This is a genomic window from Bradyrhizobium sp. P5_C12 (genome assembly GCF_054049735.1).
Window position 1 is genome coordinate 59,040 of sequence record NZ_JBFULU010000004.1, and the last position, 21,769, is coordinate 80,808.

Annotated in this window: 33 protein-coding genes; 1 reads left to right on the plus strand and 32 read right to left on the minus strand. The window is 63.4% G+C overall.

Annotated features, from left to right (window positions below):
* Positions 1 to 147: 147 nt before the first annotated feature.
* Entirely contained in the window at positions 148 to 1,125 is a 978-nt protein-coding gene (locus tag ACXJMY_RS04650; RefSeq protein ID WP_456618155.1) for a Bug family tripartite tricarboxylate transporter substrate binding protein, read from the plus strand.
* A 79-nt stretch (positions 1,126 to 1,204) separates the two neighbouring features.
* Here ACXJMY_RS04650 and rplQ read toward each other — a convergent pair whose 3' ends face one another.
* The 32 genes from rplQ to rpsL all read right to left on the minus strand — a co-directional run bounded on the left by rplQ (position 1,205) and on the right by rpsL (position 21,465).
* Positions 1,205 to 1,621, minus strand: coding sequence for a 50S ribosomal protein L17 (rplQ, locus tag ACXJMY_RS04655; RefSeq protein ID WP_456618156.1), 417 nt, complete (start codon positions 1,619 to 1,621; stop codon positions 1,205 to 1,207).
* Positions 1,622 to 1,788: 167 nt separating this feature from the next.
* Positions 1,789 to 2,820, minus strand: coding sequence for a DNA-directed RNA polymerase subunit alpha (locus ACXJMY_RS04660; protein WP_456618157.1), 1,032 nt, complete (start codon positions 2,818 to 2,820; stop codon positions 1,789 to 1,791).
* Positions 2,821 to 2,933: 113 nt separating this feature from the next.
* Positions 2,934 to 3,323: a 30S ribosomal protein S11 gene (gene rpsK / locus ACXJMY_RS04665; RefSeq protein WP_007603045.1), complete on the minus strand. Its 390-nt coding sequence runs from the start codon at positions 3,321 to 3,323 to the stop codon at positions 2,934 to 2,936.
* Between the two features lie 122 nt (positions 3,324 to 3,445).
* Positions 3,446 to 3,814 carry a 30S ribosomal protein S13 gene (gene rpsM, locus ACXJMY_RS04670; RefSeq protein WP_014494511.1) on the minus strand — a complete coding sequence of 123 codons (369 nt, stop codon included), beginning with the start codon at positions 3,812 to 3,814 and terminating at the stop codon, positions 3,446 to 3,448.
* 185 nt (positions 3,815 to 3,999) lie between these two features.
* On the minus strand, positions 4,000 to 4,869 hold the full coding sequence (locus ACXJMY_RS04675) for an adenylate kinase (protein WP_456618158.1): 870 nt from the start codon (positions 4,867 to 4,869) through the stop codon (positions 4,000 to 4,002).
* Positions 4,866 to 6,077, minus strand: a complete 1,212-nt coding sequence (locus ACXJMY_RS04680) for a preprotein translocase subunit SecY (RefSeq protein WP_456618159.1) — start codon at positions 6,075 to 6,077, stop codon at positions 4,866 to 4,868. The genes ACXJMY_RS04675 and ACXJMY_RS04680 overlap by 4 nt, the downstream gene beginning before the upstream one ends.
* 13 nt (positions 6,078 to 6,090) lie before the next feature.
* The gene (gene secY, locus ACXJMY_RS04685; protein WP_456618160.1) at positions 6,091 to 7,422 is read right to left on the minus strand and encodes a preprotein translocase subunit SecY; all 1,332 of its coding nucleotides are present in this window, start codon (positions 7,420 to 7,422) and stop codon (positions 6,091 to 6,093) included.
* 148 nt (positions 7,423 to 7,570) lie between these two features.
* Positions 7,571 to 8,056 (minus strand): 50S ribosomal protein L15, encoded by a 486-nt coding sequence (rplO, locus tag ACXJMY_RS04690; RefSeq protein ID WP_456618161.1) that lies wholly within the window; start codon positions 8,054 to 8,056, stop codon positions 7,571 to 7,573.
* 75 nt (positions 8,057 to 8,131) lie between these two features.
* Positions 8,132 to 8,326, minus strand: coding sequence for a 50S ribosomal protein L30 (gene rpmD / locus ACXJMY_RS04695; protein ID WP_074116734.1), 195 nt, complete (start codon positions 8,324 to 8,326; stop codon positions 8,132 to 8,134).
* Positions 8,327 to 8,351: 25 nt separating this feature from the next.
* Positions 8,352 to 8,945 carry a 30S ribosomal protein S5 gene (gene rpsE / locus ACXJMY_RS04700; protein ID WP_129268075.1) on the minus strand — a complete coding sequence of 198 codons (594 nt, stop codon included), beginning with the start codon at positions 8,943 to 8,945 and terminating at the stop codon, positions 8,352 to 8,354.
* Between the two features lie 44 nt (positions 8,946 to 8,989).
* Positions 8,990 to 9,352: a 50S ribosomal protein L18 gene (gene rplR / locus ACXJMY_RS04705; RefSeq protein WP_007603036.1), complete on the minus strand. Its 363-nt coding sequence runs from the start codon at positions 9,350 to 9,352 to the stop codon at positions 8,990 to 8,992.
* 11 nt (positions 9,353 to 9,363) lie between these two features.
* Positions 9,364 to 9,897, minus strand: a complete 534-nt coding sequence (gene rplF / locus ACXJMY_RS04710) for a 50S ribosomal protein L6 (protein WP_200455581.1) — start codon at positions 9,895 to 9,897, stop codon at positions 9,364 to 9,366.
* A 16-nt stretch (positions 9,898 to 9,913) separates the two neighbouring features.
* A complete protein-coding gene (gene rpsH / locus ACXJMY_RS04715; protein WP_008136338.1) occupies positions 9,914 to 10,312 on the minus strand; it encodes a 30S ribosomal protein S8 in 399 nt (132 codons plus the stop codon).
* Between the two features lie 14 nt (positions 10,313 to 10,326).
* On the minus strand, positions 10,327 to 10,632 hold the full coding sequence (gene rpsN / locus ACXJMY_RS04720) for a 30S ribosomal protein S14 (protein WP_426407733.1): 306 nt from the start codon (positions 10,630 to 10,632) through the stop codon (positions 10,327 to 10,329).
* A gap of 46 nt (positions 10,633 to 10,678) precedes the next feature.
* Positions 10,679 to 11,236 carry a 50S ribosomal protein L5 gene (gene rplE, locus ACXJMY_RS04725; protein WP_426615424.1) on the minus strand — a complete coding sequence of 186 codons (558 nt, stop codon included), beginning with the start codon at positions 11,234 to 11,236 and terminating at the stop codon, positions 10,679 to 10,681.
* Positions 11,229 to 11,543: a 50S ribosomal protein L24 gene (gene rplX / locus ACXJMY_RS04730; protein ID WP_456618162.1), complete on the minus strand. Its 315-nt coding sequence runs from the start codon at positions 11,541 to 11,543 to the stop codon at positions 11,229 to 11,231. Before rplX ends, rplE begins: the two co-directional genes overlap by 8 nt.
* The gene (gene rplN, locus ACXJMY_RS04735; protein ID WP_008549246.1) at positions 11,543 to 11,911 is read right to left on the minus strand and encodes a 50S ribosomal protein L14; all 369 of its coding nucleotides are present in this window, start codon (positions 11,909 to 11,911) and stop codon (positions 11,543 to 11,545) included. Before rplN ends, rplX begins: the two co-directional genes overlap by 1 nt.
* Positions 11,912 to 11,994: 83 nt before the next feature.
* Positions 11,995 to 12,243, minus strand: coding sequence for a 30S ribosomal protein S17 (gene rpsQ / locus ACXJMY_RS04740; RefSeq protein ID WP_071912842.1), 249 nt, complete (start codon positions 12,241 to 12,243; stop codon positions 11,995 to 11,997).
* Positions 12,244 to 12,256: 13 nt separating this feature from the next.
* Positions 12,257 to 12,463, minus strand: a complete 207-nt coding sequence (gene rpmC, locus ACXJMY_RS04745; RefSeq protein ID WP_008136348.1) for a 50S ribosomal protein L29 — start codon at positions 12,461 to 12,463, stop codon at positions 12,257 to 12,259.
* 5 nt (positions 12,464 to 12,468) lie between these two features.
* Positions 12,469 to 12,882, minus strand: coding sequence for a 50S ribosomal protein L16 (rplP, locus tag ACXJMY_RS04750; protein WP_008136349.1), 414 nt, complete (start codon positions 12,880 to 12,882; stop codon positions 12,469 to 12,471).
* 32 nt (positions 12,883 to 12,914) lie between these two features.
* A complete protein-coding gene (rpsC, locus tag ACXJMY_RS04755) occupies positions 12,915 to 13,634 on the minus strand; it encodes a 30S ribosomal protein S3 (protein ID WP_456618163.1) in 720 nt (239 codons plus the stop codon).
* 18 nt (positions 13,635 to 13,652) lie between these two features.
* Positions 13,653 to 14,039, minus strand: coding sequence for a 50S ribosomal protein L22 (gene rplV, locus ACXJMY_RS04760; RefSeq protein WP_354231721.1), 387 nt, complete (start codon positions 14,037 to 14,039; stop codon positions 13,653 to 13,655).
* Between the two features lie 10 nt (positions 14,040 to 14,049).
* Entirely contained in the window at positions 14,050 to 14,328 is a 279-nt protein-coding gene (gene rpsS / locus ACXJMY_RS04765; protein WP_008136357.1) for a 30S ribosomal protein S19, read from the minus strand.
* 12 nt (positions 14,329 to 14,340) lie between these two features.
* Positions 14,341 to 15,174 carry a 50S ribosomal protein L2 gene (gene rplB / locus ACXJMY_RS04770; protein ID WP_456618164.1) on the minus strand — a complete coding sequence of 278 codons (834 nt, stop codon included), beginning with the start codon at positions 15,172 to 15,174 and terminating at the stop codon, positions 14,341 to 14,343.
* A gap of 12 nt (positions 15,175 to 15,186) precedes the next feature.
* A complete protein-coding gene (locus tag ACXJMY_RS04775; RefSeq protein ID WP_011088149.1) occupies positions 15,187 to 15,489 on the minus strand; it encodes a 50S ribosomal protein L23 in 303 nt (100 codons plus the stop codon).
* Positions 15,486 to 16,106, minus strand: coding sequence for a 50S ribosomal protein L4 (gene rplD / locus ACXJMY_RS04780; protein ID WP_011088150.1), 621 nt, complete (start codon positions 16,104 to 16,106; stop codon positions 15,486 to 15,488). The genes ACXJMY_RS04775 and rplD overlap by 4 nt, the downstream gene beginning before the upstream one ends.
* Position 16,107: 1 nt before the next feature.
* The gene (rplC, locus tag ACXJMY_RS04785) at positions 16,108 to 16,824 is read right to left on the minus strand and encodes a 50S ribosomal protein L3 (protein ID WP_456618165.1); all 717 of its coding nucleotides are present in this window, start codon (positions 16,822 to 16,824) and stop codon (positions 16,108 to 16,110) included.
* A 53-nt stretch (positions 16,825 to 16,877) separates the two neighbouring features.
* Positions 16,878 to 17,186 (minus strand): 30S ribosomal protein S10, encoded by a 309-nt coding sequence (gene rpsJ, locus ACXJMY_RS04790; RefSeq protein ID WP_002712302.1) that lies wholly within the window; start codon positions 17,184 to 17,186, stop codon positions 16,878 to 16,880.
* A gap of 85 nt (positions 17,187 to 17,271) precedes the next feature.
* Entirely contained in the window at positions 17,272 to 18,462 is a 1,191-nt protein-coding gene (gene tuf, locus ACXJMY_RS04795) for an elongation factor Tu (protein WP_148770523.1), read from the minus strand.
* A 40-nt stretch (positions 18,463 to 18,502) separates the two neighbouring features.
* Positions 18,503 to 20,575 carry an elongation factor G gene (gene fusA, locus ACXJMY_RS04800; protein WP_456618166.1) on the minus strand — a complete coding sequence of 691 codons (2,073 nt, stop codon included), beginning with the start codon at positions 20,573 to 20,575 and terminating at the stop codon, positions 18,503 to 18,505.
* A 32-nt stretch (positions 20,576 to 20,607) separates the two neighbouring features.
* Positions 20,608 to 21,078 carry a 30S ribosomal protein S7 gene (rpsG, locus tag ACXJMY_RS04805; RefSeq protein ID WP_456618167.1) on the minus strand — a complete coding sequence of 157 codons (471 nt, stop codon included), beginning with the start codon at positions 21,076 to 21,078 and terminating at the stop codon, positions 20,608 to 20,610.
* 15 nt (positions 21,079 to 21,093) lie between these two features.
* Positions 21,094 to 21,465 carry a 30S ribosomal protein S12 gene (gene rpsL, locus ACXJMY_RS04810; protein WP_007603006.1) on the minus strand — a complete coding sequence of 124 codons (372 nt, stop codon included), beginning with the start codon at positions 21,463 to 21,465 and terminating at the stop codon, positions 21,094 to 21,096.
* Positions 21,466 to 21,769: the final 304 nt, after the last annotated feature.

The following is a 21,769-nucleotide window of genomic DNA, read 5'->3' on the forward strand; positions in this document are numbered from 1 at the left end:
CGGCGGATCGGGCCGCAATCGGCGCTCACCAATCAGTGAGACGCCTGGCACTTTTCCTGCGACAACGTAGACACCCTGCCTGAACCGCGGCTGGAACGATTATTGCTAGCAGCACGGCTACTCATGTGAACACGGAAGAACTATGCGATGAAGCGTACGGCTCTCACGATTATCCTCGGACTGGTCGGCTTGATGGGGGCTAATTCGCCCGCGCCGGCTCAAGCGGTCTATCCGGAGAAATCGTTGCAATTGATCGTCCCCTTCCCACCGGGCGGCGCCTCCGACGTGGTCGCGCGCATCATCGGCGGCGAACTGGAGACGCGGCTCGGCAAGCCCGTGATCATCATGAACCGTCCCGGGGGCGGCACCACGATCGCGGCCAAGGAGGTCGCGCGCTCGGCGCCTGACGGATACACCCTGTTCTTCAGCTCAAACTCGAGCTTCACGCTGCCGGCAGCCGTGAAGGAAAGCGTGCCTTACGACGCGGCCAAGGATTTCGAGCCGCTCGGCCAGGTCGGCAAGATCACGCTGGCGCTGGTCACCTACAACGACAATCCGGTCAAGGACGTGGCCTCGCTCGTCGCCGAGGCGAAGGCCAATCCCGACAAGCTGTCGCTCGCATCGTTCGGCGTCGCGACCGTCTCGCATTTCGCCGGCGAGCTGTTCAAGTCGAGTGCCGGGGTCAAGATGGTCCACCTGCCCTACAAGGGTAGTGCCCCGGCGATGAACGACCTCATCGGCAAGCACATTCAGTACCACGTCGACACCGTGATCGCCGTGAAGCCGCAGATCGAGGCGGGCACCGTCAAGGTGCTCGCGGTGTTCTCCGGCAAGCGCACGCCCTACCTGCCCGACGTGCCGACGCTCGCCGAACTCGGCTATGGCAACATCGACTTCGCGTCCTGGGGCGCGGTGGTCGCGCCCAAAGGGCTGCCGCCGGCCGTTCGCGACAAGCTGTCGGCGACGCTGGAGGAGATCATCAACAGCCCTTCCGTCATCGAGCGCTTCACCAAGGTCGGCTTCGAACCGGGCTTCATGCGCTACAGCGATTGGGCAGGAGCCATCGGCAAGGAGACCGCCGAGATGAAGGAGATCGCGCAAAGGGCGGGGATCAAGGAAGAATAGTCTGTCGGATCTTCGCCAGCCCCAAAACAAAAGCGGCGCCCGAGGGCGCCGCTTTCAATTCCGTACCTGCTGAAACGGCTTACGCCGCGTCGGCTTCCTTTTCCTGCACCGGGCCGGAGTCCTGGCCCTTGGCATCGACGTCGCGGTCGACGAACTCGATCACGGCCATCGGCGCGTTGTCGCCGTAGCGGAAGCCGGCCTTGATGATGCGGGTGTAGCCGCCCTGGCGGTCCTTGTAGCGGGTGGCGAGCGTGTCGAAGAGCTTCCTGACCTGATCCTTGTCGCGCATCTCCGAGATCGCCTGGCGGCGCATGGCCAGGCCGCCCTTCTTGCCGAGGGTGACGAGCTTCTCGACGATCGGACGCAGTTCCTTGGCCTTCGGCAGCGTGGTGACGATCTGCTCGTGCTTGATCAGCGAGGCGCACATGTTGGCGAACATCGCCTTGCGATGCTCGGCGGTGCGGTTGAGCTTCCGATGAACCTTGCCGTGACGCATGTGTCTATTCCTTACGTAAAAACTGCCGCGACGGTTCGTCGGACATGTTGCTCAGGTGGGCTGCCTGCGTTCGCCCGGTCGTCATTCCGGGGCGGCTCGCAGAGCCGAACCCGGAATCTCGAGGTCCCGGGTTCGATGCTGTCGCATCGCCCCGGAACGACAAAAGCTTAGTAGTGATCCTCGAAGCGCTTGGCGAGCTCGTCGATGTTCTCCGGCGGCCAGCCCGGCACTTCCATGCCGAGGTGCAGACCCATCTGGGCCAGCACTTCCTTGATCTCGTTCAGCGACTTGCGGCCGAAGTTCGGGGTGCGGAGCATTTCCGCTTCCGACTTCTGCACGAGGTCGCCGATGTAGACGATGTTGTCGTTCTTCAAGCAGTTGGCCGAACGCACCGACAGCTCGAGCTCGTCCACCTTCTTGAGGAAGGCCGGGTTGAAGGCGAGGTCCGGGATGATCTCCTGGGCGACTTCCTTGCGCGGCTCTTCGAAATTGACGAACACGTTGAGCTGATCCTGGAGGATGCGGGCGGCGTAAGCCACCGAGTCATCCGGCGAGATCGCGCCGTTGGTCTCGATCGTCATGGTCAGCTTGTCGTAGTCGAGGATCTGGCCCTCGCGGGTGTTCTCGACCTTGTAGGAGACCTTGCGGACCGGCGAGAACAGGCTGTCGACCGGGATCAGGCCGATCGGCGCGTCCTCGGGGCGGTTGCGCTCGGCCGGGACATAGCCCTTGCCGGTCGCGACCGTGAACTCCATGCGGATCTCGGCGCCCTCGTCCAGCGTGCAGATCTGCAGGTCCGGATTGAGCACCACGACGTCGCCGACGGTCTGGATGTCGCCGGCGGTGACGACGCCCGGACCGGACTTCTTGACGACCATGCGCTTGGGGCCTTCGCCCTGCATCTTGATCGAGATGTCCTTGATGTTGAGCACGATGTCGGTGACGTCCTCACGGACGCCCGCGATCGAGGAGAACTCGTGCAGCACGCCGTCGATGTGCACCGACTGCACCGCCGCGCCCTGCAGCGAGGACAGCAGGATGCGCCGCAGCGCGTTGCCGAGCGTCTGGCCGAAGCCGCGCTCGAGCGGCTCGGCGACGATGGTCGCAAAGCGGACCGGATCGCTACCGGGGGTCACCTGGAGCTTGTTCGGCCGAATCAGTTCTTGCCAATTTTTCTGGATCGTCACTGTTTCACCCATACAGGCCAGTCGAACTGCCGTTGCAGACACTGGCGTTGGAGAAAGGCCGCGGGTCGCACCCGCGGCTTCTTAGAAAAGTCATCGCGGACGACAATGGCGTCCGCGACCTCGTATCAAACGCGCCGACGCTTGCGGGGACGGCAACCGTTGTGCGGGATCGTGGTCACGTCGCGGATCGAGGTGACGGTGAAGCCCGCGGCCTGAAGCGCGCGGAGTGCCGACTCACGGCCCGAACCGGGACCGGCGACTTCGACTTCCAGCGTGCGCATGCCGTGCTCCTGCGCCTTCTTGGACACGTCTTCGGCGGCAACCTGCGCGGCATAGGGGGTCGACTTGCGCGAGCCCTTGAAGCCCATCGTGCCGGCGGAGGACCAGGCAATGGTGTTGCCCTGCGCGTCGGTGATGGTGATGGTCGTGTTGTTGAACGACGAGTTCACGTGCGCGACGCCGGAGGCGATGTTCTTGCGCTCACGACGACGAACGCGGGTGGCTTCCTTGCCCATAGAGTACCTTTCCTGGAGATCTCAAACGCCGCCGTAATGCCAGCGGCTACACCTGTGGAACGAAAGGCGCGTGGCGAACGGGTCATCCCCTGTCGCCACACGCCGCGATTGGATTCGAAAACTTACTTCTTCTTGCCGGCGATGGCCTTGGCCGGACCCTTGCGCGTACGCGCATTGGTGTGGGTACGCTGGCCGCGCACCGGCAGACCGCGACGATGGCGCAGGCCGCGATAGCAGCCGAGGTCCATCAGACGCTTGATGTTGATGCCGACCTCACGACGCAGGTCGCCCTCGACGAGATAGTCGCGGTCGATCACTTCGCGGATCTGGAGCACTTCGGCGTCGCTGAGCTGATTGACGCGACGGTCTTCGGGGATCTTCACCTTTTCCAGGATCTCCCCGGCGATCTTCTGACCGATGCCATGGATGTACTGGAGCGCGATGAGCACGCGCTTGTTGGTGGGAATGTTCACGCCGGCAATACGGGCCAAGGCCTTCTCTCCTGTTGCCGATCCTCGTCAGGACCAGGCTTTAAGTGCTTGTGTTCTCGGGCAGGTGTTCACAAACGCGAACACGACGCCCACCCCCGGTCTTCCTGGGGCCCGGCATCGTCTGAAACTATCCGACTTGGATGCGGGGCTTATTAAGGGATTCAGGGGGCTTTCGTCAACCGCTGCTAGCGTTTAGCTCGCTTTTTCGTGACCTTTTTTGGGGCCTTTTTGGCACCCTTTTTGACAGCCTTCTTGGCGGCCTTTTTGGCTGCCTTCTTGACGGCCTTCTTCGCTGCCTTCTTGGCCCCCTTCACGGCGGTCTTGGCCGCCTTTTTGGCGGATTTGGCAGCCTTTTTGGCCGTTTTCGCCGGCTTTTTGGCTGCCGTCCTGGCTGCCTTGGCCTTCTTAGCCCCCTTCTTGGCGGGCGCCGCCTTGGCCGCACTTCTGGCATGCGTCTTCGGCTCGATCGCTCCGAGCGCCAGCAGGAGGCGGTGGATGGCGCGGGTCACCTCGTCGATGGCCATCATGCCGTCGATGGTCGAGAGCTTCCGCCGCTCGGAATAGTAGTGAATCAGCGGTTCCGTCAGGCTGCGGTAGCTGGCGAGTCGCTTGGTCAGCACCTCCGGCGTGTCGTCGACCCGGACCTCCTCGCCGCGCTCCCGCATCTGGGCCACGCGGGTCTCGACGCGACTCAAAAGCGCGCTCTCGTTGACGCGAAGCTCAATCACCGCATCGAGCTTCATGTGCTTGTGCTTCAAGAGCTCATCCAGGGCTTCGGCCTGCGGCACGGTGCGCGGAAATCCGTCGAGGATGAAACCGTTTTTGGCGTCCGGCTGGTCGATCCGGTCGGAGATGATTCCGACCACGACGTCGTCGGGCACGAGACCGCCACTGGCCATGATCTCCTTGGCCTTCAGCCCGACCGGCGTTCCGGCCGCAACGGCCGCGCGCAACATCTCACCGGTCGAGAGCTGGACGATGCCATAGCGCTGCACCAGCAGCTGCGCCTGGGTCCCCTTGCCCGACCCCGGCGGTCCCAGAAGTATAATTCTCATCGGCGTACGCCCCCCGGATTGGTGAGCGATACGTCGCGCACCTGTGTTTTGATATCAAGAACAGTGCAGACGACAACCAGCGCCGCACCGCCATCGACGACCATACTATAAGGCAGACCGATCCCGTAAAGCTCGAAGACCTCTGGAATCAGCTGCAGCGCAGTCAGGTAGACGGCTCCGACGACCGTCGTCAATGACACGACGCGATCGAGATAGTCGGCCGTGGCTTCGCCGGACGCGACGCCGGGAATTGTGCCGTCGCGAGCCACTAGGGATTTTGCCGTCTGTTCGGGATCGAGGACATAGGCAGTGTAGACGAAGGCAAGCGCGAACACGGCGATCGACACGAGGATCATGTGCGCCGGCTGCCCCAACTGGAGGTGCCGGTGGGCTGCGGCGACCAGGGGATGATCGCCTCCCAGGAAGAACCCCGCAAAGGCCAGCGGCAGGAAGAAGATCCACGGAGCCACGGTGACTGGAATCAGGAACCCGGCGCTGTTGAGCTTGATCGGCAGCACGCCGGCGCGCGTCGGCAATTGCCGTACGCCGACATTGAGCGCACCGAACTCGACTCGCACATTTCGCCGCGCGCCTTCGACGAGCACGATGACGGCGACGGTCACGACCCAGAACACAGCGTGGATGAATACGAGATTGCCAGAGACCGCCCCGCTCCGCACGACATCTGCGATGCCGGCGACGTCTCGCGGCAGGGAGACGAGTATGCCGACACTCAGGATCAGCGCCAGGCCGTTGCCAATGCCGTAGCGGGTAATCTGTTCGCTCAGCCACACCAGCACGAAGACGCCACCAACCATCGAGGCTGTCGCCGTCATCATGAACCAGCCGTCCGGATTCCTGACGAGCTCCGGAATGGAAGTCAGCGCGGAGGCGATGCCGTAGGCCTGAAAGGCAGCAAGAGCCAGCGTGAGCACGAGCGTGGCGCGGGCGACTTTTCGCCGGCCGTCCTCGCCCGACCGCTCCAGCGAACTAAGGCCGCGCCACACCACCGACAGCAACCGGACAAAGATCGCCGCGGTCAGATAGGGAATGAGGCCGAGCGCAAAGAGCGAAAGGCGGCCGTTCAAGCTGGGTAACGAGGAGAGGCGCGAAACATCCAGTCCCGCGATCGGGATCTGCGTGCCGAGCCTGAAAAGAAGCAGCGCGCCGATCGTGATAGCGATGCGGCGCGCGAGCTCGGTCGTCATATGCGATGGAACTCTACCTGCGGCGGCCCCGCAGCTTCGACTTCCGGATCAGGCCCTCGTACTGATGGGCGAGCAGATAGCCCTGCACCTGCGCCACCGTGTCCATGGTGACGCTGACGACGATCAGCAGCGACGTGCCGCCGAAGTAGAACGGCACCGAGGCGTAGGAGATCAGGATTTCGGGAATCAAGCAGACGATCGCCAGATAGATCGCGCCGAGCACGGTGACGCGCGACAGCACGTAGTCGATATATTCCGCGGTGCGCTCGCCGGGACGGATGCCCGGAATGAAGCCGCCGTGCTTCTTCAGATTGTCCGCAGTCTCGGTCGGGTTGAACACGATCGCGGTGTAGAAGAACGCGAAGAACACGATCAGCGCGAGATAGAGGATCAGGAACAGCGGACGGCCGTGGCCGAGCTGGGTGGTGATCCACTGGAACCACTCCGGCCCGCTGCCCGCGTTGAAGTTGGCCACCGTTGTCGGCAGCAGCAGCAGCGAGGACGCGAAGATCGGCGGGATCACGCCCGAGGTGTTGAGCTTGAGCGGCAGATGCGAGGACTGGCCCTCGAACATCTTGTTGCCGACCTGGCGCTTCGGATACTGGATCAGCAACCGGCGCTGCGCCCGCTCCATGAACACGATGAAGGCGATCACGGCGACCGCCATGATGATGACGACGAGGATCAGGCCGGTCGACATCGCGCCCTGACGGCCGAGCTCGAGCATGTTGGCGAGCGCCGCCGGCAGCTCGGCGACGATGCCGGACAGGATGATCAGCGAGATGCCGTTGCCGATGCCGCGCGAGGTGATCTGCTCGCCCAGCCACATCAGGAACATGGTGCCGCCGGTCAGCGTGATCGCGGTGGAGAGACGGAAGAACAGGCCGGGGTCGCTGACGACATTGCCGGCGCCTTCGAGACCGACCGCGATGCCATAGGACTGGAACGCGGCCAGGATCACGGTGAGATAGCGGGTGTACTGGTTCAGCGTCTTGCGGCCCGCCTCGCCTTCCTTCTTCAGCGCCTCGAGCTGGGGCGAGACGGTGGTCAGAAGCTGAATGATGATCGAGGCCGAGATGTACGGCATGATGTTCAGCGCGAAGATCGCCATGCGGTGGATGCCGCCGCCGGCGAACATGTTGAACATGCCGAGGATGCCGCCCGCCTGCGAACGGAACACCTGCTCCCAGATGTTGGGATCGATGCCGGGCAGCGGGATGTAGGTGCCGAGCCGGTAAACCAGCAGCGCACCCAGGGTGAACCAGATGCGCTTCTTGAGCTCGTCGGCCTTGGCAAACGCGCCGAAATTGAGGTTGGCTGCCAGTTGTTCCGCTGCTGAGGCCATCTTGGACTTTCTCCCGCCGCCTTGTGCGCCGTCATACCCGCGGCCGGGCTTAGTTAGCGGACGCCGGACATTATCTGGTGCTCGGCTTCGATAAGTCCACGTCCCGCATGCGTAAAGGCCCGCGAGCCGCGGGCCAATGACGCAGTTGTTACGCCGCCTCGCCTTCTTCCTTGGCAGGGGCGAGGATCTTCACCGAGCCGCCGGCCTTCTCGACCGCCTCAATCGCGGTCTTCGAGGCGCCATGCACTTCGATGTTGAGCTTGGCCTTGAGCTCGCCACGGCCGAGCAGCCGCAGGCCGCCCTTGGCGCGGCGCAGCACGCCGGCCTTCACCAGGGCCTCGACGTTCACGACGCTGCCGGTGTCGATCTTCTTGGCATCGACCGCTTCCTGGAGCCGGTCGAGATTGATCTCGGCGAACTCGATGCGGAAGATGTTGTTGAAGCCGCGCTTGGGCAGACGGCGATGCATCGRCATCTGGCCGCCTTCGAAACCCTTGATGCGCACGCCCGAACGCGCGGTCTGGCCCTTGCCGCCGCGGCCGGACTGCTTGCCCTTGCCCGAACCGATGCCACGGCCGACGCGCATGCGCTTCTTGCGCGAGCCGGCGTTGTCGGCGATATCGCTGAGCTTCATCGCCCTTCTCCTTGTTTCTTGCGCATGATCTCGGCCGAAAACCGCTAGCCGGTTCCCGGGATCACGCGCACTTGCCTACTTCTCGTCGACGATGCGGACGAGATGGTGAACCTTCTCGATCATGCCGCGGACCGCCGGGGTATCCGGCAGTTCGCTGGTACGGCCGATCTTGTTGAGCTTGAGCCCGATCAGCGTCGAGCGCTGCGAGTGGTGGCGGCGGATCGCGCTGCCGGTCTGCTCAAGCTTGATCGTCTTGCTGGCCTTGGCCATCGTGGTCTACTCCGAAAAGCTTGCGTTAGTCCGCAGCCGCCTCGGCATCGCCACCGATGCGGCGGGACTGCAGAGTGGACACCTTGATGTTGCGGCGGGCTGCGACCGAACGCGGCGAATCCTGGTGCTTCAGCGCATCGAAGGTCGCGCGCACCATGTTGTAGGGGTTCGACGAGCCGATCGACTTCGCCACCACGTCCTGGACGCCGAGCGTCTCGAACACGGCGCGCATCGGACCGCCGGCGATGATGCCGGTACCGGCCGGCGCGGCGCGCAGGTAGACACGGCCCGCGCCATGACGGCCGGCGATGTCGTGGTGCAGCGTGCGGCCCTCGCGCAGCGAGACGCGGGTCAAATTGCGCTTGGCGGATTCAGTCGCCTTGCGGATCGCCTCAGGCACTTCGCGCGCCTTGCCGTGACCGAAACCGGCGCGGCCCTTCTGGTCGCCGATCACGACCAGCGCTGCGAAACCAAAGCGCTTGCCGCCCTTGACGACCTTGGCCACGCGGTTGATGTGGACCAGCTTGTCGACGAACTCGCTATCGCGCTCCTCGCGCTGCTGGCGGTCACGTCCGCCGCCGCGTTGATCGCGTCCACCACGTTGTTCGCGTTCTGCCATTTTTCCAATCCTTCAGAGGCTTACGCCTCAATCCTCAAATTCTGTTAGAAGCTCAGCCCGCTCTCACGCGCTGCGTCGGCAAGAGCCTTGACGCGCCCGTGGTAGAGGTAGCTGCCGCGATCAAACACGACTTCCTTGACGCCCTTCTCCGCGGCGCGCTCGGCCAGCAGCTTGCCGACCGCCTTCGCCGCATCGATGTCGGCGCCGGTCTTGCCGCCGTCGCGCATCGACTTCTCGAGCGAGGAGGCAGAGGCCAGCGTCTCGCCCTTCAGGTCGTCAATGACCTGGGCGTAGATGTGCTTGGACGAGCGGAACACCGACAGACGCGGACGGCCGCCACCGGAGCGGCGCAACTTGAGCCGCACACTCCGCTTGCGCCGGGCATTCGTAACCTTGGCTTTCGACATGACCGGCTCCGTTACTTCTTCTTGCCTTCCTTGCGGAAGATGAATTCGCCAACATACTTGACGCCCTTGCCCTTGTAGGGCTCCGGCGGGCGATAGGCGCGGATTTCGGCCGCGACCTGGCCGACGCGCTGGATGTCGCTGCCGGTCACCGTGATCTCGGTCGGCTTCGGCACGGTGATCGTGATCCCTTCCGGGATCGCATAGACCACGTCGTGGCTGTAGCCGAGCGCGAGCTGCAGGTTCTTGCCCTGCATCGCGGCGCGGTAACCGACGCCGGTGATTTCGAGCTTCTTCTCGAAGCCCTTGGTGACGCCTTCGACCAGATTCGCGACCTGGGCGCGAGCGGTACCGTACAGCGCCCGCGCGCGGTTGGTCTCGACCCGCGGGTTCACCTTGACCTGGCCGTTCTCGAGCTTCACCTCGACGTCGTCATGGACGACGAACTGAAGCTGGCCCTTCGGCCCCTTCATCTTGACGGTCTGCCCGTCGACGGTCGCGGTAACACCCGAGGGCACCGCCACAGGCCTTTTGCCAACACGTGACATGGATCAAAAATCCTTCTCAGAACACCGTGAAGAGGACTTCACCGCCCACGTTCGCTTCACGCGCACTGTGGTCGGCCATGATCCCCTTCGGCGTCGACAACACCGAAATGCCGAGTCCGTTATTGACCCGCGGCAGAGCCTTCACCGAGGCGTAGACGCGACGCCCAGGCTTGGAAACTCGTTCGATCTCGCGGATGACGGGCTCGCCGTCGAAATACTTCAGCTCGATCTCGATCTCGCTGCGGCCCGAGGAATGCTCGAGCGTGGCGTAACCGCGGATGTAGCCCTCGGTCTTGAGCACTTCGAGCACGTTCTCGCGCATCTTCGAACCAGGCGTCGAGACCTTGCTCTTGGAGCGCATCTGCGCGTTGCGGATACGGGTGATCAGATCGCTGATTGGATCGTGCGTAGACATCTAAACGACCCTCCTTACCAGCTCGACTTCACGAGGCCCGGGACCATGCCCTTGGAGCCAAGGTCGCGCATCGCGATACGAGACAGTTTGGTCTTGCGGTAGTTCGAGCGCGAACGGCCCGACAGCTCGCAACGCAGACGGATGCGGGTCGCCGACGAGTTGCGCGGCATTTCCGCAAGCTTCAGGGTGGCGGCGAACCGCTCCTCCATCGGCAGCGTCTTGTCGGCGATGATCGCCTTCAACCGCTCGCGCTTCGGGGCGGCGTTCTTCACCATCCGCTTGCGCCGGTTGTTCTTCTCGACTGAACTCTTCTTTGCCATGCTTGGCTCCTGGGTATCCGYGTTTGAGAGGCTTTAGGTCAGCGTCTCACTGCCGGAACGGGAAATTGAAAGCGGTCAACAACGCCCTCGCCTCGTCGTCGGTCTTGGCCGTGGTGCAGACGGTGATGTCCATACCGCGGGATTCCGTGACCTTGTCGAAGTCGATCTCGGGGAAAATGATGTGCTCCTTGAGGCCGAGCGAGTAGTTGCCGCGGCCGTCGAAGCTCTTCGGGTTCAGACCGCGGAAGTCGCGGACGCGCGGCAGCGCGACCGTCACCAGGCGATCGATGAACTCGTACATGCGGGCCTTGCGCAGCGTGACCTTGCAGCCGATCGGCTGGTTCTCACGCAGCTTGAAAGTCGCGATCGCGATCCGCGAATAGGTCACGATCGCCTTCTGGCCGGCGATCAGGGTCAATTCGGCAGCGGCGTTCTCGGCCTTCTTGCGGTCGTTGACGGAATCGCCAACGCCCATGTTCAGCACGACCTTGTCCAGACGCGGAACCTGCATCACGTTCTCATAACCGAACTTCTCGGTCATCTCCGTGCGGATCTTCGCGTCGTATTCCGCGCGCAGGCGCGGCGTATAAGCGGCCTCAGCCATCGATCTCAGCTCCCGAGCGCTTGGCGATGCGGATCTTCTTGCCGTCCGCCAGAATCTTGAATCCGACGCGCGTCGGCTTTCCGTCCTTGCCGAGATACGCGATGTTGGACAGTTGGACCGGCGCCTCTTTCGAGATGATGCCGCCCTCCTGGGCCTGCGTCTGCTTCTGGTGACGCTTGACCATGTTGATGCCGCGCACGAGCGCCGTGCCGGCGTCCGGACGCACTTCGAACACCTCGCCGCTGCGGCCCTTGTCGCGGCCGTTCAGCACGATGACCTTGTCGCCCTTGCGGATCTTCGCAGCCATCACAGCACCTCCGGCGCGAGCGAGATGATCTTCATGTGGTTCTTGGCGCGCAGCTCGCGCGGCACGGGCCCGAAGATACGGGTACCGACCGGCTCGGCCTGGTTGTTGATCAGGACGGCGGCGTTACGGTCGAAACGGATGACCGAACCGTCGGCGCGGCGGATGTCCTTGCGGACACGCACCACGACGGCCTTCATCACGTCGCCCTTCTTCACCTTGCCACGCGGAATCGCTTCCTTGATCGAGACGACAATGATGTCGCCGATCGTGGCGTAGCGGCGCTTGGAGCCCCCAAGCACCTTGATACACATGACACGGCGTGCGCCAGAATTGTCGGCCACGTCGAGGTTGGTCTGCATCTGAATCATTGATGCACCTCGTCCTCTTCTCTTTGCGCCAGCCTAGCCGGCGCTCAACATTTACCTGAAGTCAGCCGACTAAAGCCAACAGATCAGGCGCTTTTCTTGTGTTCGCCCCGGATCACGATCCAGCGCTTCAACTTCGAAATCGGCTTCGATTCCTCGATCCACACCATGTCGCCCGGCTTGAACTGGTTGTCCTCGTCGTGCGCGTGGTAGTTCTTCGAACGGCGGATCGTCTTCTTGTAGATCGGGTGCGTGAAGCGGCGATCGACGCGCACCACGACGGTCTTGGCAGTCTTGTCGCTGACGACCACGCCTTGCAAAGTACGTTTCGGCATCTTCGTAAGCCCCTTACTTCTCTTTCGCGCGCTTCTGCGCGGCGACGGTCTTGATACGGGCGATGTCACGGCGGGCCTCGCGCAGGCGCGAGGTGTTCTCGAGCTGCCCGGTGGCGCGCTGGAAACGCAGGTTGAAGCGCTCCTTCTTCAGGTTCAGGATGGCGTCATCCTGCTGATCAGGGCTCATCGCGCGGATGTCTTCGATCTTCATCTGGGCCATGGCCATTACTCCGCAATGCGCTCGACGAAGCGCGTCTTGATCGGCAGCTTGGCGGCCGCCAGGGTCAGCGCCTCACGCGCGGTCTGGGTGTTGACGCCGTCGATCTCGAACAGCACCCGGCCCGGCTTGACGCGCGCGACCCACAATTCCGGCGAACCCTTGCCGGAGCCCATGCGGACTTCGGCGGGCTTCTTTGACACGGGAACGTCGGGGAACACGCGGATCCAGACGCGGCCGGCACGCTTCATGTGGCGGGTCAGCGCGCGGCGGGCGGCCTCGATCTGGCGCGCGGTGACGCGCTCAGGCTCGGTCGCCTTCAGGCCGAACTGGCCGAACGCCAACGTCGCGCCCGAAGACGCAACGCCGTGGATGCGGCCCTTATGCGCCTTCCGGAACTTCGTTTTCTTAGGTTGCATCATGGCTTCAAGCCCTCAAATTCTCTGTGCTGGCGTCAGGCCGCAGCGTTGTCACGGCGCTGCCGGCCGCCGCCACCGCCACCGGTCTCGCCTTCGGCCATTCTCTTGTCCTGGGCCATCGGATCGTGCTCGAGGATCTCACCCTTGAAGATCCAGACCTTGACGCCGCAGGTGCCGAAGGTCGTGAACGCGGTCGCGACGCCGTAGTCGATGTCGGCGCGCAGCGTGTGCAGCGGCACGCGGCCTTCGCGGTACCACTCCATGCGGGCGATTTCCGCACCGCCCAGACGACCCGAGCAGTTGATGCGGATGCCTTCGGCGCCGAGACGCATCGCCGACTGCACGGCGCGCTTCATGGCGCGGCGGAACGCGACGCGGCGCTCGAGCTGCTGCGCGATCGATTCGGCCACCAGCGTCGCATCGAGCTCCGGCTTGCGGATTTCGACGATGTTGATGACAACGTCGGACGAGGTGATGTCCGCGACCTTCTTGCGCAGCTTGTCGATGTCGGCGCCCTTCTTGCCGATCACCACGCCCGGACGCGCCGAGTGGATGGTGACGCGGCACTTCTTGTGCGGACGCTCGATCACGATGCGGGCGACGGCCGCCTGCTTGAGCTCCTTGTGCAGGATCTCGCGGATCTTGACGTCCTCGTGCAGCAGCTTGCCGTATTCCTGCTTGCCGGCGAACCAGCGGGAATCCCAGGTCCGGTTGATGCCGAGACGCAGACCGATCGGATTGATCTTTTGACCCATCGTATTCTCCTGCGACCCTTAGGCCGCCGCTTCGGCTTCGACCTGACGAACAATGATCGTCAGCTGCGAAAATGGTTTGTAGACGCGGCCCGAACGGCCGCGACCGCGCGCCGCAAAGCGCTTCATCACGAGGCCGTTGCCGACGAAGGCCTGGGTCACGACGAGATCGTCGACGTCCAGGTCGTGATTGTTCTCGGCATTGGCGATCGCCGATTCCAGGCACTTCTTGACGTCGACCGCGATCCGCTTGCGCGAAAACTGCAGGTCGGCAAGTGCGGCAGACGCCTTCCGGCCGCGAATGAGCTGGGCGACCAGGTTGAGCTTCTGCGGGCTCACCCGCAGCATCCGGGCGACCGCCTTGGCCTCGTTCTCGGCGAGGCTCCGTTCGCGCTTAGGTTTGCTCATCGTTTAATCCTCAAGCCTTCTTGGCTTTCTTGTCACCGGAGTGGCCGTGGAAGGTCCGGGTCGGCGAGAACTCGCCGAACTTGTGACCGACCATTTCCTCGTTGACCGCTACCGGAACGTGCTTCTGACCGTTGTAGACACCGAAGGTCAGGCCGACGAACTGCGGCAGGATGGTCGAGCGACGGCTCCAGATCTTGATGACGTCGTGACGGCCGGACGCGCGCGCGGCATCTGCCTTCTTGAGCAGAGAGCCTTCGACGAACGGGCCTTTCCAGACTGAACGAACCATGTCCGGCGTTCCTTACTTCTTCCGCTTGTGGCGGCTTAGGAGAATGAATTTGTTGGTCGACTTGTTGCTGCGGGTCTTCTTGCCCTTGGTCGGCTTGCCCCACGGGGTGACCGGGTGGCGACCGCCCGAGGTACGACCTTCACCACCGCCGTGCGGATGGTCGATCGGGTTCATCGAGACGCCGCGGTTGTGCGGGCGACGGCCCATCCAACGGGTGCGGCCGGCCTTGCCGATCGAGGTGTTCATGTGATCGGGGTTCGACACCGCGCCGATCGTGCCGCGGCAACGGCCGTGCACCAGGCGCTGCTCGCCCGAGTTCAGGCGGACGATCACATAGTCCTGATCGCGACCGACGAGCTGGGCGTAGGTGCCCGCGGAACGGGCGAGCTGGCCGCCCTTGCCGATCTTGACCTCGATGTTGTGGATGATCGTGCCGACCGGCATGTTGCCGAGCGGCATGACGTTGCCCGGCTTCACGTCGACATAGTTGCCGGCCACGACGGAATCGCCGACCGCCAGACGCTGCGGCGCCAGGATATAGGCCTGGGTGCCGTCTTCGTACTTGATCAGCGCGATGAACGCGGTGCGGTTCGGATCGTATTCCAGCCGCTCGACGATCGCGGGCGCATCGACCTTGTCGCGCTTGAAGTCGACGGTGCGCAGGGTCTTCTTGTGCCCGCCGCCGCGGAAACGCACGGTGATGCGACCGGTGTTGTTGCGACCGCCGGAGGAGTGCTTGCCTTCGGTGAGCGCCTTGACCGGCTTGCCCTTGTAGAGAGCTGAACGATCGACCATGACCAGCTGGCGCTGGCCCGGCGTCGTGGGATTGAATTTCTTCAGTGCCATCGTCGTAGGACCTTACAGACCGGTGGTCACGTCGATCCGGTGACCCTCTTCGAGGGTCACGATCGCGCGCTTGGTGTTCGACTGCGAACCGAGATTGCCGCGGAAGACCTTGGTCTTGCCCTTGCGGACCAGCGTGTTGACGCTCTTGACCTTGACGTCGAACAGCTTCTCGATCGCTTCCTTGATCTGCGGCTTGGTTGCCTTCGCAGCCACCTTGAACAGGACCTTGTTGTGCTCGGACGCCAGCGTCGCCTTTTCGGTGACGACCGGAGCGACGATCACGTCGTAATGGCGAGGCTCGATGTTCTTCGTCATTTGAAGCGCGCCTCCAGCGCATCGATGGCGGCCTTGGTCAGAACGAGCTTCTGACGGCGCAGGATGTCATAGACGTTGATGCCCTGGATCGGCAGCACGTCCATGTTCGGGATGTTGCGGGCTGCGGCGGCAAAGCCGTTGTTGAGCTCGGCGCCGTCGATGATCAGCGCGTTGGTCAAGCCCAGGCCCGAGAAGTGACCGAGCAGCGCCTTGGTCTTGGCGGCTTCCAGCGCGGCCTTGTCGATCACGAGCAGATCGCCGTCCTTGGCCTTCGCCGACAGCGCATGCTTGAGAGCAAGCGCGCGGACCTTCTTCGGCAGGTCGGTGGCGTGCGAACGCACCACCGGACCGAAGGCACGGCCGCCGCCGCGGAACTGCGGCACGCGGGCCGAGCCGTGACGAGCACCGCCGGTGCCCTTCTGCTTGTACATCTTCTTGCCGGTGCGCCAGATCTCGGCGCGGCCCTTGGCCTTGTGGGTGCCGGCCTGGCGCTTGTTGAGCTGCCACTGCACGCAACGCGCAATGATGTCCTGGCGCGGCTCAAGGCCGAAAATGGCGTCGGAAAGCTGGACCGAGCCGGCTTCCTTGCCCTCGAGGGTGGTGACCTTCAATTCCATCTCACGCACCCTCCTGCTGGGCCGCAGCCTCGGCTTCGCCACCCGCAACCTTGAACTTGCCGGGCTTCGGAGCTTCCTTCGGCAGCGGCTTCTTGACGGCGTCGCGCACGCGGATCCAGCCGCCCTTGGAGCCGGGAACGGCGCCTTCGACGAGGATCAGGCCGCGCTCGACATCGGTCTGGACGACGCGAAGGTTGAGCGTGGTGATGCGGTCGACACCCATGTGGCCGGGCATCTTCTTGTTCTTCCAGGTCTTGCCGGGATCCTGACGGCCGCCGGTCGAACCGATCGAACGATGCGAGACCGACACGCCGTGGGTGGCGCGCAGACCGCCGAAGTTCCAGCGCTTCATGCCGCCGGCAAAGCCCTTACCGACCGAGGTGCCGGTGACGTCGACGAACTGGCCGACGACGAAGTGATCGGCGAGGATCTCGGCGCCAACGGGGATCATCTGATCCGCGGAGACGCGGAACTCCTCGACCTGTCGCTTCGGCTCGACCTTGGCGACCGCGAACTGGCCGCGCTCCGCCTTGGGCAGATATACGGTCTTGCGGCTGCCGGCACCGAGCTGGAGCGCGACGTAACCGTTCTTCTCTTCAGTGCGGTGGGCTACGACCTGGCAATTGCCGAGCTTCAGCACGGTCACGGGGATATGTTCGCCGGCCTCTGTAAAGACCCGCGTCATCCCGACCTTTTGTGCGATCACTCCGGAGCGCATCGGCGTGCTTCCTGTTCTTTCTGTCCGCTAGTCGCGAACGTGATCCAAAAATCTTAGAGCTTGATCTCGACGTCGACACCGGCGGCCAGGTCGAGCTTCATCAAAGCATCGACGGTCTGCGGGGTCGGATCGACGATGTCGAGCAGGCGCTTGTGAGTGCGCATCTCGAACTGTTCGCGGCTCTTCTTGTCGACGTGCGGCGAACGGTTGACGGTGAACTTCTCGATGCGGGTGGGCAGCGGAATGGGTCCGCGGACCTGCGCGCCGGTGCGCTTCGCCGTGTTCACGATCTCGCGGGTCGACGTATCGAGAATTCGATGGTCGAACGCCTTGAGACGGATACGAATATTTTGGCCGTTCATTGCCGTGTCTTTCTCAGTGGGTGGCGAGTAGCGAATAGCGAATGGATTTCATCCACTCGCCACTCGCCATTCCCTATTCGCGTGATTACTCGATGATCGAGGCGACGACGCCGGCGCCGACGGTGCGACCGCCTTCGCGGATCGCGAAGCGGAGCTTCTCTTCCATCGCGATCGGCACGATCAGGTGCACTTCCATCGCGATGTTGTCGCCCGGCATCACCATCTCGGTGCCTTCCGGCAGATGCACGACACCGGTCACGTCGGTGGTGCGGAAGTAGAACTGCGGACGGTAGTTGGTGAAGAACGGGGTATGGCGGCCGCCCTCTTCCTTGGTGAGGATGTAGGCCTCGGCCTTGAACTTGGTGTGCGGCTTGACCGAACCCGGCTTGCACAGCACCTGGCCGCGCTCGACGTCCTCGCGCTTGGTGCCGCGGAGCAGCGCGCCGATGTTGTCGCCGGCCTGGCCCTGATCGAGCAGCTTGCGGAACATTTCGACGCCGGTGACCGTGGTCTTCTGGGTCGCACGCAGACCGACGATCTCGATTTCCTCGCCGACCTTGACGATGCCGCGCTCGACACGGCCGGTCACGACGGTGCCGCGGCCCGAGATCGAGAACACGTCTTCAACCGGCATCAGGAACGGCTGGTCGATCGGACGCTCCGGCTGCGGGATGTACTCGTCGACGTTCTTCATCAGCTCGAGGATGGCGTCGTGGCCGAGCTTCTTGTCGGAATCTTCGAGAGCGGCGAGCGCCGAGCCCTTGATGATCGGAATCTTGTCGCCCGGGAAGTCGTACTTCGAGAGCAGCTCGCGGACCTCGAGCTCGACGAGCTCGAGCAGCTCCGGATCGTCGACCATGTCGCACTTGTTCAGGAACACGACGAGCGCGGGCACGCCGACCTGGCGGGCGAGCAGGATGTGCTCGCGGGTCTGCGGCATCGGGCCGTCAGCGGCGGACACGACCAGGATCGCGCCGTCCATCTGGGCAGCGCCGGTGATCATGTTCTTGACGTAGTCGGCGTGGCCGGGGCAGTCGACGTGGGCGTAGTGGCGGTTCTTGGTCTCGTACTCGACGTGTGCGGTCGAGATCGTGATGCCGCGCGCCTTTTCTTCCGGCGCCTTGTCGATCTGGTCGTACGCCGTGAACGTCGCACCGCCGGTCTCGGCGAGGATCTTGGTGATCGCCGCGGTCAGCGACGTCTTGCCATGGTCGACGTGACCGATGGTGCCGATGTTGCAGTGCGGCTTGTTACGTTCAAACTTTGCTTTGGCCATTTGACTCTCCGTTCAATCGTCAGCTCGAGACCGACGACAATCAGGCAAACTTCTTCTGGACTTCTGCCGACACGTTCGCCGGCGCTTCTGCGTAGTGGTCGAACTGCATGGTGAAGGTCGCGCGACCCTGGCTCATCGAGCGCAGGTTATTCACGTACCCAAACATGTTCATGAGCGGCACCATCGCGTTGATGACGTTGGCGTTGCCGCGCATGTCTTGACCCTGGATCTGACCGCGCCGGGAATTCAGGTCGCCGATGACCGAGCCGGTGTAGTCTTCCGGGGTCACCACTTCGACCTTCATGATCGGCTCGAGCAGGACGGACTTGCCCTTCTGCAAGGCCTCGCGGAATGCAGCACGCGAAGCGATTTCGAAGGCGAGCGCCGACGAGTCGACGTCGTGATACTTGCCGTCGACCAGTTGAACCTTGACGTCGACCACGGGGAAGCCCGCGACCACGCCAGAGCTCATGACGCTGTTGAGGCCCTTTTCGACGCCGGGGATGTATTCCTTCGGCACCGCGCCGCCGACGATCTTGGACTCGAACTCGTAGCCCTTGCCGGGCTCGTTCGGCTCGACCACGATCGACACTTCGGCGAACTGACCGGTACCGCCGGTCTGCTTCTTGTGCGTGTACTTGACCTCGGCCTTCTTGGTCACGCGCTCACGGAACGCCACCTGCGGCGCGCCGATGTTCGCGTCGACCTTGTAGGTGCGGCGGAGAATGTCGACCTTGATGTCGAGATGGAGTTCGCCCATGCCCTTGAGGATGGTCTGGCCGGACTCCTGGTCGGTCGACACGCGGAAGGACGGATCCTCCGCAGCGAGTTTCGCCAGCGCCACGCCCAGCTTTTCCTGGTCGGCCTTCGACTTCGGCTCGATCGCGATCTCGATGACCGGCTCGGGGAATTCCATCTTTTCGAGGATCACCTGCTTGTCGGGATCGCACAGCGTGTCACCAGTGCGCGCTTCCTTCAGGCCGGCCAGCGCGACGATGTCGCCGGCATAGGCTTCCTTGATGTCTTCGCGGTTGTTCGCATGCATCAGCAGCATGCGCCCGATGCGCTCCTTCTTCTCGCGCGTCGAGTTCACGACGCCGGTGCCGCTCTGCAGGACGCCGGAGTAGATGCGGCAGAAGGTGATGGTGCCGACGAACGGATCGTCCATGATCTTGAACGCGAGCAGCGCGAGCGGCTCCTTGTCGTCGGCCTTGCGCACGACCTCGTTGCCGCGGTCATCCGTGCCCTTGATCGCGGGCACGTCGATCGGCGACGGCAGATAGTCGACGACGGCGTCGAGCAGCGGCTGCACGCCCTTGTTCTTGAAGGCCGAGCCGCACAGCACGGGATAGAACGCGCCGGTCAGCACCGCCTTGCGGATCAGCCGCTTCAGCGTCGCCTCGTCGGGCTCGTTGCCGTCGAGGAAGGCGGCGAGCGCGTCGTCGTCGAGCTCGACGGCGGCTTCCACCATCTTCTCGCGGTATTCCTTGGCCTGCTCGACCAGATCTTCCGGAATGTCGACATAGTCGAACTTCGCGCCGAGCGATTCATCGTTCCAGACGATGCCCTTCATCTTCACGAGGTCGACGAGACCCTTGAAGTTGTTCTCGGCACCGATCGGAAGCTGGATCGCGATCGGCTTGGCGCCGAGGCGGTCGACGATGTCGGCCAGGCACTTGAAGAAGTCGGCGCCGGTCTTGTCCATCTTGTTGGCGAAGACGATGCGCGGAACCTTGTACTTGTCGCCCTGGCGCCAGACCGTCTCGGTCTGGGGCTCGACGCCCTGGTTGCTGTCGAGCACGCAGACGGCACCGTCGAGCACGCGCAGCGAACGCTCGACTTCGATGGTGAAGTCGACGTGGCCGGGAGTGTCGATGATGTTCAGGCGCTTGCCGGCCCAGAACGCGGTGGTGGCAGCCGAGGTGATCGTGATGCCACGCTCCTGCTCCTGCTCCATCCAGTCCATCGTCGCGGCACCTTCGTGCACTTCGCCGATCTTGTGGCTCTTGCCGGTGTAATAGAGGATGCGCTCGGTCGTCGTGGTCTTGCCGGCGTCGATATGCGCCATGATACCGAAGTTGCGGTAGTCCTCGATGGCATGTTGGCGGGGCATGGGCGTTCCTTGCGAGTCCGTTGGCTTCGCTGTTACCAGCGATAATGCGAGAAGGCGCGGTTGGCTTCCGCCATACGATGCACGTCTTCACGCTTCTTGACGGCGTTACCCCGGTTGTTCGACGCGTCCAGCAGCTCGGCAGAGAGCCGCTCGGTCATCGTCTTCTCGTTGCGCTCGCGCGCAGCCGAAATCAGCCAGCGGATACCCAGCGCCTGGCGGCGGGTCGAGCGAACCTCGACCGGAACCTGGTAGGTCGCACCGCCGACGCGGCGGGAGCGCACTTCGATCGTCGGCATGACGTTCTCGAGTGCCTGCTCGAACACGCCGAGCGGGTTCTGCTTGGTCTTGGTTTCGATGAGACCGAGCGCACCGTAGACGATGCCTTCGGCGACCGACTTCTTGCCGGCATACATCACCGAGTTCATGAACTTCGTGATCACGATGTTCCCGAACTTCGGATCCGGCAGAACTTCGCGCTTTTCCGCTGAGTGGCGACGAGACATGGACGTGGTTCCCGCTTACTTCGGACGCTTGGCGCCGTACTTCGAACGGCGCTGCTTACGGTTCTTGACGCCCTGGGTATCCAGAACGCCGCGGAGGATGTGGTAGCGCACGCCGGGCAAGTCCTTGACGCGGCCGCCGCGGATCATGACCACCGAGTGCTCCTGGAGGTTATGGCCCTCACCGGGGATGTAGCCGATCACCTCGAAGCCGTTGGTCAGGCGCACCTTGGCGACCTTACGAAGCGCCGAGTTCGGCTTCTTCGGGGTCGTGGTGTAGACGCGCGTGCAAACGCCGCGCTTCTGCGGCGACTGCTGCAGCGCCGGCACCTTCTTGCGCGACTTCTGCACTTCCCGCGGTTGTGCGATCAGCTGGTTGATCGTCGGCATCCTGGCCTTCACCCTTTTTCTGCCGCGGCCCCTTTCGGGTCCGCTGTCTTGCCGCGGCCCGTCACCGGGTCCGCAAATTCTGTTCGGACTACCCGTCCGATGGGGTCACCCCGCGCGGAACAATCCGCACAAAGCGAAATTGCGCCAACCGCTCCATCACTGAGCGGAAAGCGTTTCGACGTACAGAGGACCGCAGTCTTGAACCAACGGCGAAACGCCGAGGCCCACGCACCGAGGTCATGCATCCGAGTTCGATCTCAAGAGAACGTGCTCAAGAGAACTAAAATCGCCTGGCATTGCCTAG

What these genes read in the sequence shown, in the direction of transcription:
- tuf (WP_148770523.1), bottom strand. Translation starts at nt 18,462, where the DNA reads ATGGCCAAAGCAAAGTTTGAACGTAACAAGCCGCACTGCAACATCGGC.
- rpsQ (WP_071912842.1), bottom strand. Translation starts at nt 12,243, where the DNA reads ATGCCGAAACGTACTTTGCAAGGCGTGGTCGTCAGCGACAAGACTGCC.
- rpmD (WP_074116734.1), bottom strand. Translation starts at nt 8,326, where the DNA reads ATGGCCAAGGCCAGCAAGACGATCAAGCTTGAGCAGACCGGCAGCGCG.
- rplX (WP_456618162.1), bottom strand. Translation starts at nt 11,543, where the DNA reads ATGGCTGCGAAGATCCGCAAGGGCGACAAGGTCATCGTGCTGAACGGC.
- rplQ (WP_456618156.1), bottom strand. Translation starts at nt 1,621, where the DNA reads ATGCGTCACGGCAAGGTTCATCGGAAGCTCAACCGCACCGCCGAGCAT.
- rpsE (WP_129268075.1), bottom strand. Translation starts at nt 8,945, where the DNA reads ATGGCAGAACGCGAACAACGTGGTGGACGCGATCAACGCGGCGGCGGA.
- ACXJMY_RS04660 (WP_456618157.1), bottom strand. Translation starts at nt 2,820, where the DNA reads ATGGGTGAAACAGTGACGATCCAGAAAAATTGGCAAGAACTGATTCGG.
- ACXJMY_RS04675 (WP_456618158.1), bottom strand. Translation starts at nt 4,869, where the DNA reads ATGAGAATTATACTTCTGGGACCGCCGGGGTCGGGCAAGGGGACCCAG.
- rpsG (WP_456618167.1), bottom strand. Translation starts at nt 21,078, where the DNA reads ATGTCTCGTCGCCACTCAGCGGAAAAGCGCGAAGTTCTGCCGGATCCG.
- rpsK (WP_007603045.1), bottom strand. Translation starts at nt 3,323, where the DNA reads ATGGGCAAGGAAGCCACCCGCGTTCGTCGTCGTGAGCGCAAGAACATC.
- ACXJMY_RS04650 (WP_456618155.1), top strand. Translation starts at nt 148, where the DNA reads ATGAAGCGTACGGCTCTCACGATTATCCTCGGACTGGTCGGCTTGATG.
- rplN (WP_008549246.1), bottom strand. Translation starts at nt 11,911, where the DNA reads ATGATTCAGATGCAGACCAACCTCGACGTGGCCGACAATTCTGGCGCA.
- rplC (WP_456618165.1), bottom strand. Translation starts at nt 16,824, where the DNA reads ATGCGCTCCGGAGTGATCGCACAAAAGGTCGGGATGACGCGGGTCTTT.
- fusA (WP_456618166.1), bottom strand. Translation starts at nt 20,575, where the DNA reads ATGCCCCGCCAACATGCCATCGAGGACTACCGCAACTTCGGTATCATG.
- secY (WP_456618160.1), bottom strand. Translation starts at nt 7,422, where the DNA reads ATGGCCTCAGCAGCGGAACAACTGGCAGCCAACCTCAATTTCGGCGCG.
- rpsH (WP_008136338.1), bottom strand. Translation starts at nt 10,312, where the DNA reads ATGTCTACGCACGATCCAATCAGCGATCTGATCACCCGTATCCGCAAC.
- rpsL (WP_007603006.1), bottom strand. Translation starts at nt 21,465, where the DNA reads ATGCCGACGATCAACCAGCTGATCGCACAACCGCGGGAAGTGCAGAAG.
- rplF (WP_200455581.1), bottom strand. Translation starts at nt 9,897, where the DNA reads ATGTCACGTGTTGGCAAAAGGCCTGTGGCGGTGCCCTCGGGTGTTACC.
- ACXJMY_RS04680 (WP_456618159.1), bottom strand. Translation starts at nt 6,077, where the DNA reads ATGACGACCGAGCTCGCGCGCCGCATCGCTATCACGATCGGCGCGCTG.
- rpsN (WP_426407733.1), bottom strand. Translation starts at nt 10,632, where the DNA reads ATGGCAAAGAAGAGTTCAGTCGAGAAGAACAACCGGCGCAAGCGGATG.
- rplV (WP_354231721.1), bottom strand. Translation starts at nt 14,039, where the DNA reads ATGAGCAAACCTAAGCGCGAACGGAGCCTCGCCGAGAACGAGGCCAAG.
- rplD (WP_011088150.1), bottom strand. Translation starts at nt 16,106, where the DNA reads ATGGAATTGAAGGTCACCACCCTCGAGGGCAAGGAAGCCGGCTCGGTC.
- rpsJ (WP_002712302.1), bottom strand. Translation starts at nt 17,186, where the DNA reads ATGAACGGCCAAAATATTCGTATCCGTCTCAAGGCGTTCGACCATCGA.
- rpmC (WP_008136348.1), bottom strand. Translation starts at nt 12,463, where the DNA reads ATGGCCCAGATGAAGATCGAAGACATCCGCGCGATGAGCCCTGATCAG.
- ACXJMY_RS04775 (WP_011088149.1), bottom strand. Translation starts at nt 15,489, where the DNA reads ATGACGAAGAACATCGAGCCTCGCCATTACGACGTGATCGTCGCTCCG.
- rplR (WP_007603036.1), bottom strand. Translation starts at nt 9,352, where the DNA reads ATGTCGAAAGCCAAGGTTACGAATGCCCGGCGCAAGCGGAGTGTGCGG.
- rpsS (WP_008136357.1), bottom strand. Translation starts at nt 14,328, where the DNA reads ATGGTTCGTTCAGTCTGGAAAGGCCCGTTCGTCGAAGGCTCTCTGCTC.
- rpsC (WP_456618163.1), bottom strand. Translation starts at nt 13,634, where the DNA reads ATGGGTCAAAAGATCAATCCGATCGGTCTGCGTCTCGGCATCAACCGG.
- rplB (WP_456618164.1), bottom strand. Translation starts at nt 15,174, where the DNA reads ATGGCACTGAAGAAATTCAATCCCACGACGCCGGGCCAGCGCCAGCTG.
- rplE (WP_426615424.1), bottom strand. Translation starts at nt 11,236, where the DNA reads ATGGCTGAGGCCGCTTATACGCCGCGCCTGCGCGCGGAATACGACGCG.
- rplP (WP_008136349.1), bottom strand. Translation starts at nt 12,882, where the DNA reads ATGATGCAACCTAAGAAAACGAAGTTCCGGAAGGCGCATAAGGGCCGC.